The organism is Streptosporangium sp. NPDC006013, assembly GCF_040614275.1.
Classification (GTDB): Bacteria; Actinomycetota; Actinomycetes; order Streptosporangiales; family Streptosporangiaceae; genus Streptosporangium.
This window is the reverse complement of record NZ_JBEXUE010000086.1, coordinates 20912-27327: the sequence shown is the minus strand read 5'-3', so window position 1 is coordinate 27327 and position 6416 is coordinate 20912. Positions and strand designations below refer to the sequence as shown.

Annotated in this window: 6 protein-coding genes; 4 read left to right on the top strand and 2 right to left on the bottom strand. The window is 70.5% G+C overall.

The window, feature by feature from the left end; translation table 11 throughout:
• Positions 1 to 99: 99 nt before the first annotated feature.
• Complete coding sequence (locus ABZ260_RS16010; protein ID WP_355617483.1) at positions 100 to 1002, bottom strand: helix-turn-helix domain-containing GNAT family N-acetyltransferase; 903 nt, start codon at positions 1000 to 1002, stop codon at positions 100 to 102.
• Between the two features lie 161 nt (positions 1003 to 1163).
• Here ABZ260_RS16010 and ABZ260_RS16005 point away from each other — a divergent pair, with 161 nt between their 5' ends.
• The gene (locus ABZ260_RS16005; RefSeq protein ID WP_355617480.1) at positions 1164 to 2111 is read left to right on the top strand and encodes a beta-propeller fold lactonase family protein; all 948 of its coding nucleotides are present in this window, start codon (positions 1164 to 1166) and stop codon (positions 2109 to 2111) included.
• A 299-nt stretch (positions 2112 to 2410) separates the two neighbouring features.
• The gene (locus ABZ260_RS16000; RefSeq protein WP_355617477.1) at positions 2411 to 3436 is read left to right on the top strand and encodes a 6-phosphofructokinase; all 1026 of its coding nucleotides are present in this window, start codon (positions 2411 to 2413) and stop codon (positions 3434 to 3436) included.
• Between the two features lie 154 nt (positions 3437 to 3590).
• Here the strand turns inward: ABZ260_RS16000 and ABZ260_RS15995 are convergent, their stop codons facing one another.
• Positions 3591 to 4448, bottom strand: a complete 858-nt coding sequence (locus ABZ260_RS15995) for an MHYT domain-containing protein (protein ID WP_355617474.1) — start codon at positions 4446 to 4448, stop codon at positions 3591 to 3593.
• Between the two features lie 77 nt (positions 4449 to 4525).
• Between ABZ260_RS15995 and ABZ260_RS15990 the strand changes: the two genes are divergently transcribed.
• Both ABZ260_RS15990 and ABZ260_RS15985 read left to right on the top strand, forming a co-directional pair.
• Positions 4526 to 5635 carry a DUF5931 domain-containing protein gene (locus ABZ260_RS15990; protein ID WP_355617471.1) on the top strand — a complete coding sequence of 370 codons (1110 nt, stop codon included), beginning with the start codon at positions 4526 to 4528 and terminating at the stop codon, positions 5633 to 5635.
• A 105-nt stretch (positions 5636 to 5740) separates the two neighbouring features.
• Positions 5741 to 6370, top strand: a complete 630-nt coding sequence (locus ABZ260_RS15985) for a response regulator transcription factor (protein ID WP_355617489.1) — start codon at positions 5741 to 5743, stop codon at positions 6368 to 6370.
• Positions 6371 to 6416 lie beyond the last annotated feature (46 nt).

Sequence of the window (6416 nt, the reverse complement as noted above, 5' to 3'; positions counted from 1 at the left end):
CTTCGCCGCGTGACGTCGTTGACGATGGCCGGCCTGGTCAGGGATGGTGGCCGACCGCCGCGTGGTGTCCTGTGAAGATCATCGGCGGCCGGGGCGAGATCAGAGGTCGCGGACCCAGATCTCGTCGACGATGTCGCCGTGCTGCTCCTTCTCGACGAGCTCGAAGCCCGCCGTCCGGTAGATGCGCCTGGCGCCCAGCAGCACGTCCCTGGTCCACAGCCTCATCCGCCGGTAGCCCGCGGCCCTGGCGAAACGCACACACTCCGCCACGAGCAGGCTGCCGATGCCCATGCCCCGCGCGGACGGCTCGACCAGCAGCAACCGCAACTGGGCCGTCTCGTCGTCCTTGCGCACGCAGAAGACGCAGCCGGCCCGCTCGCCGTCCACCTCGGCGATCCAGCCCGCCTCGCGCGCCGGGTCGTGGTGGTCCACGTAGTCGGCCGCGACCCTGGCCACCAGCGCCTCGAAGTCCATGCCCCAGCCCTGCTCGGAGCTGTAGAGCGTGCCGTGCCGGTGGATCACCCAGCCGAGGTCGCCCGGACGCAGCGGGCGCAGGACGTAAGGAGAGCCTGTCCTCGGCTCCGCGCCGAGGATCTCCTCGATGGTCGCCATGCTCGCGACCAGCCGCCCGCGGTCCTCGTCGGTCACCCCGGCCAGCAGTTCGCGCACCTCTTCGGCCGCGCGCCCGTCGAAGAGCGCGAACCTGGTCCGGCCCTCGTCGGTCAGCTCGACCACCTGCCGCCGCGCGTCGGTGGCGGACCGCTCCCGGACGACCAGTCCGTCGCCCTCGAATCCGGCGAGCATCCGGCTGAGGTATCCGGCGTCGAGCCCGAGCAGCCGCCGCAGGTCGCCGGTCTCCATGCGGTCCGCCCGGTCCAGCTCGAACAGCACCCTCATCTCGGTGAGCGAGTAGGGAGTGTCCAGGATGCCCTGGTGGAGCACGCCGATGAGCCGGGTGTAGAAGCGGTTGAAGGCCCGGACCTCCGCCACGTGTCTCTCCATGGTTGACAGCATCAACGAATTCATTGACCAGGTCAACGAAATGGTGAGAGATCTTTGCGGGTGGGTAACTGTGAGATCGCCGGCTAACTGCGCTAACTTCGCATTTTGTCTTGGAACGGACGATGAGCTGGGGCGGCGCGTGCCGTGCCCATGGCGGGAGCATGATGGCTGAGGTCGCGTACATCGGTGGGTACACCCCGGACACCGAAGGGTCCGGGCCGGGGATCACCCTGGTGGAGCTGGGAAGCCTCGCCCGGCTCGGCGAGACGCCCGCCTCCGGGCCGTCGTTCCTCGCCGTTCACCCCGTCCTCCCGGTCCTGTACGCGGTGGGGGAGGGCGAGCGCGGCACGGTCGGCGTCTTCGCCCGCGCCGGCGACGGCACGCTGAGCCCGCTCGCGCAGCGGCCCAGCGAGGGGTCGGCCCCCTGCCACCTGGCGGTGGACCCCACCGGCACGCGCCTGGCGGTGGCCAACTACGGCGACGGCACCCTCAGCGTGCACGGCATCGACGGATCCGGCCTGCTGACCGACACGTGGATCTTCCCTTACCGCGAGGGTGCCCACGCCCACCAGGCGGTCTTCGGCCCCGACGACGTGCTGTACGTGAGCGACCTGGGGGCCGACGAGATCCGTCGCTACCTGGTCGGCGACGAGGTGGTCCCGCACCCGGAAGGACCGGTCAGGCTCGCCCCCGGCATGGGCCCCCGGCACATGGCCATGGCGGGCGGCCACTGGTACGTGGCGGGAGAGCTGGACGGCACCGTGCGCGCCTACGACGCCGAATGGCGCGAGATCCACGTCGCCCCGGCCAGCGGGAGCGGGGGGCGGAACCAGCCCTCACACCTGGAGGTCCGCGGCAGGCTCGTCTACGTCGCCAACCGGGGTCCCGACACGATCTCGGTCTTCGCCGGCCCCGAGTTGGAGCCGGTCGCGGAGGTCGCCTGCGGCGGCGCCTGGCCGAGGCACTTCGCCATCGCCGACGGCCGCATGTACGTGGCCAACCAGCATTCGGACACCGTCGCCGTGCTCCCGCTGAAGGACGGCGTCCCGCGGCCCGCGGGGGAGGTCTTCGCCGTCGGCACCCCGTCCTGCGTGCTGCCGCTGCCCTGAGCCGCCGGTGAGAAGGGGGTCGGTGGTTCCGGGTGGGTATGACCCATGAGGTGGCCGGGGATTCCCGCAGGTGACGTGCGCGACCTGTTCGGCACCGGACCTCGGGTCCGGTGGAGACGCTCATGTGTCGCTTCTCCGTCGATCGGGGGAGGCGACATATGAGGACTAGTTCTATTTGGTCTAGACCACTGGCGCATCTGACGGCAGAATGCGTTTCGTCGGTGGCGGAAATCCGTCGCCGATCGGCCCATGCCCTTTAGTCTGATCATCTTGGCTCGGACTCATAACCGGAGGATGTCATGCGTATCGGAGTGCTCACCGGGGGCGGCGACTGCCCCGGCCTGAACGCCGTTATCCGCGCTGTCGTGCGTAAGGGAGTGGGCGTCCACGGGCATGAGTTCGTCGGGTTCCGTGACGGCTGGCGGGGTCCCCTCGAGGGCGACACCATGCCGTTGGACATCGAGGCCGTACGCGGCATCCTGCCGCGCGGCGGGACGATCCTGGGCTCGTCGCGGACCAACCCGATCAAGATCGACGGCGGCGTTGAGAAGATCAAGGAGAACCTCGCGAAGGGCGGGGTAGACGCGCTGATCGCGATCGGCGGCGAGGACACCCTCGGTGTGGCCAAGCAGCTCTTCGACAAGGGGGTGAAGGTCGTCGGCGTGCCCAAGACGATCGACAACGACCTCAACGCCACCGACTACACCTTCGGCTTCGACACGGCGGTCAACATCGCCGTCGAGGCGATCGACCGCCTGCACACCACCGCCGAGTCCCACCACCGCGCGCTGATCTGCGAGGTCATGGGCCGCCACGCGGGCTGGATCGCCCTGCACGCCGGCATGGCGGGCGGTGCCAACGTCATCCTCATCCCGGAGAAGCCCTTCGACATCGACCAGGTCTGCGCCTACGTCGAGTCCCGCTTCAAGACGAAGTACGCGCCGATAATCGTGGTCGCGGAGGGCGCGCACCCGGTCGAGGGCCAGATGACGCTGCAGGCGGGCGAACTCGACGCCTTCGGCCACGTGAGGCTCGGCGGCATCGGCGAGAATCTCGCCAGCGAGATCGAGAAGCGCACCGGCAAGGAGGCCCGCACCACGGTGCTCGGCCATATCCAGCGCGGCGGCACCCCCACGGCCTTCGACCGGGTGCTGGCCACCAGGTTCGGCCTGCAGGCCATCGACGCGGTGCAGGACGGCGACTTCGGCAAGATGGTCGCCCTCCAGGGCACCGAGATCGTGCGGGTGGGTCTCGACGAGGCCACCAAGGAGCTGAAGACCGTGCCGGCCAGCCGCTACGAGGAGGCCGAGGTCTTCTTCGGCTGAGACGTCACCGCGGTCCCTCGCGGAGAGTAGCCGTTTGCAAGCGTTCTGCAAGCGCCCGATCCTAGCCTCCTGACTGGGCGGCCGGCCGCCTGCGATTCCCCTCCATGTACGGCTTGCGCCCTGAACAAGCGGCCCAGCGGGCGCAGGCCGTACATCATCGCTCTTGGGAGTCGAACAAAGACGGGCCCTTCGGCGCCTGAGCGGCGGGCGGGGTGACCGGCTCGTGCAGCCGGGCCTCGGCGCGGCGGTTCTCCAGCCTGGCCAGCAGGGTGGCGTCGTGGTCCAGCTCCGGCTGCGACGGCGACAGGATGACGGTGAGCAGCAGGCCGAGGGTGAGCAGGCCCAGCACGGTCAGCGTGGGCAGCATGAAGTCGATGCCCTTGGCCCCTCCGAGCGGCGCGGGTGAGAGCCGGGGGTGCACCTCGAGTGCGAACATGCCGGTGTAGTGCATGCCGCAGACCGCCAGGGCCATGATCATCGCGGCGCCGCCGGTGGCCGGCACGCCGCTGATCCGCAGGCTGAACCAGAGCGCCACGATGGACGCGGCGATCGCGATCGCGACCGAGATCCCGACCAGCACCGGATCGTAGGAGAGGTGGGCCGGCATTCTCATCGCGAACATGCCGATGTAGTGCATGCCCGCCACGCCGAGACCGGTGAGCACGCCGCCGGAGACCAGCGGCACGAACCGCTCGCCCTGGTAGGAGACCAGGAACAGGCCCGCGCCCACGACGACGACGGCCAGGGCCGCCGAGCCGATCGTCAGCGGCACGTCGTAGCGGATCTGGCCGCCGCCGACGGAGAAGCCCATCATGGCGACGAAGTGCATGACCCAGATGCCGGTGCCGCCGATGGACAGTGCCCCGCCCGCCAGCCAGCGGACCCGTGCCGCCCCCGCCGCCTCGCGGGCTCTGGCGGTGAGCAGGAGGCCGAGCATGCATCCGACGCTCGACATGACATAGGCCAGCACGGGGGTGAGCAGGCCGTAAGAAAAGTGATCTACGTGGGACATGTTCCAGTTTTTCGTGAGAGAGAAATCGGTGGATTATTGCAGCACGCCGCTTTCTTGTTGAGAGGTAGGGCTGGCGTGTGACGGGAATCGAGGGGCCGTTCTGGCGGGCGGTCGCGGTGTTCCGCGTCGCATCCCTTGGGTACGCGGCGGTTCTGCTCATCCGTGCCGGGGGGTACGCCCACCCGGCGATCGGCTGGCTGGTGATCGGCGTCATGGCGCTGTGGACCGCGGGGACGATCTTCGCCTACTCCGTCGAGGAACTCCGCGGCCGGCCGCTGCTCGCCGCCGACATGCTCGTGACCGTGGGCTGCCTGCTCGCCACCCCGGCGGTGCAGGGCGCCTACCAGGAGGGCAGCCTGCCGATCACCGGCACCTGGATGGGCGGCGCGGTGCTCGCCTGGGGCGTGTACGGCGGGCGGCGGCTGGGGGCCGTGGCCGCGTTGATCGTCTCGCTGGCCGACCTGTGGCTGCACGGTGTCCCCGGAGGCGGCTTCGAGATGCTGCCGATCAACGGCACCGTCCTGCTCTTCCTCGCCGGGACCGTCGTCGGGCACGTCGCCCGGCTGGCCAAGAAGGCCGAGGAGCGCATGGAGCAGGCGATCGAACTGGAGGTCGCGGGGCGGGAGCGGGAGCGGCTCGCCCGGGGAATCCACGACTCGGTGCTCCAGGTGCTCGCGCTGGTTCAGCGGCGCGGGCAGGAGATCGGCGGCGAGGCGGCCGAACTGGGCAGGCTCGCGGGCGAGCAGGAGGCCGCCCTGCGCGAGTTGGTCAGGCTCAGGCCCGAGGCACCCGCCGCGGGCACCGCGGACCTGTGCGCCCTGTTGCACAGGTACGGCTCGGCCACGGTCACCGTCTCGGCCCCGGCGACCCCGTTGATCCTGCCCGCGGCCACCGCGGCGGAGATGGCCGCCGCGGTCGGGGCCGCCCTGGACAACGTCGCCCGCCACTGCGGGGCGCGGGCGCCCGCGTGGGTCTTCGCCGAGAGTGATGACGGGCTGGTCACCGTGACCGTCAGGGACGAGGGACCGGGTATGGCACCCGGACGCCTGGAGGAGGCCGCCGCCGACGGGCGGCTCGGCGTCGCGCAGTCCATCCGGGGCCGTGTCGCGGACCTTGGCGGCACGGTCAGTGTGATCTCCGCTCCCGGCCGGGGCACCGAGATCGAGATGTCGGTGCCGACCGGCTAGACCGCCTCTCGCGGCCGCCACGGTGGGCGGGTCGGGCTGTCCGGGCGCTGTGCAGCAGGACGGGCACCTCCGGAGGAACGGGCCTAAGGTAGGCCAATGCGCGTGATGGTGGTGGACGACCACCCGATGTGGAGGGACGGGGTGGCCAGGGACCTGGCCGAGGCCGGATACGAGGTGGTGGCCGCGGTCGGGGAGGGGCGGCAGGCGGTCCGGGTGGCCGCGGCGGTCCGGCCCGAGCTGGTGGTGCTGGACCTGCGACTGCCCGACCTGCCGGGGGTCGAGGTGGCCAGGAGGCTGGCCACCTCGGAGCCGCCGCCCAGGGTGCTGGTGCTGTCGGCCAGCGGCGAGCAGGAGGACGTGCTGGAGGCCATCAAGGCGGGAGCCTCCGGGTATCTCCTGAAATCCGCGAGCAAGGAGGAGTTCCTCGACGCGGTCCGGCGCACCGCGGGGGGCGACGCGGTTTTCACCCCCGGGCTGGCCGGGCTCGTGCTGGGGGAGTATCGGAGGCTGGCGGCCAGACCCGCGCCCGAGGCGACGCCCCGCCTGACCGAGCGGGAGACCGAGGTGCTCCGCCTGGTCGCCAAGGGGTTGTCCTACAGGCAGATCGCCGAGCGTCTCGTGCTCTCCCACCGGACCGTGCAGAACCACGTCCAGAACACGCTGAACAAGCTCCAGCTCCACAATCGGGTAGAACTGGCCCGCTACGCCATCGAGCAGGGCCTCGACGAGTCGTAGTCCCGACTAAAGTAACAAGGTCGAGAGGTTGTCTTTGCGCGAACGC

Excerpts from the sequence above, each read along its gene's own strand:
- ABZ260_RS16010 (WP_355617483.1), bottom strand. The coding sequence starts at position 1,002 with ATGGAGAGACACGTGGCGGAGGTCCGGGCCTTCAACCGCTTCTACACC.
- ABZ260_RS16005 (WP_355617480.1), top strand. The coding sequence starts at position 1,164 with ATGATGGCTGAGGTCGCGTACATCGGTGGGTACACCCCGGACACCGAA.
- ABZ260_RS16000 (WP_355617477.1), top strand. The coding sequence starts at position 2,411 with ATGCGTATCGGAGTGCTCACCGGGGGCGGCGACTGCCCCGGCCTGAAC.
- ABZ260_RS15995 (WP_355617474.1), bottom strand. The coding sequence starts at position 4,448 with ATGTCCCACGTAGATCACTTTTCTTACGGCCTGCTCACCCCCGTGCTG.
- ABZ260_RS15985 (WP_355617489.1), top strand. The coding sequence starts at position 5,741 with ATGGTGGTGGACGACCACCCGATGTGGAGGGACGGGGTGGCCAGGGAC.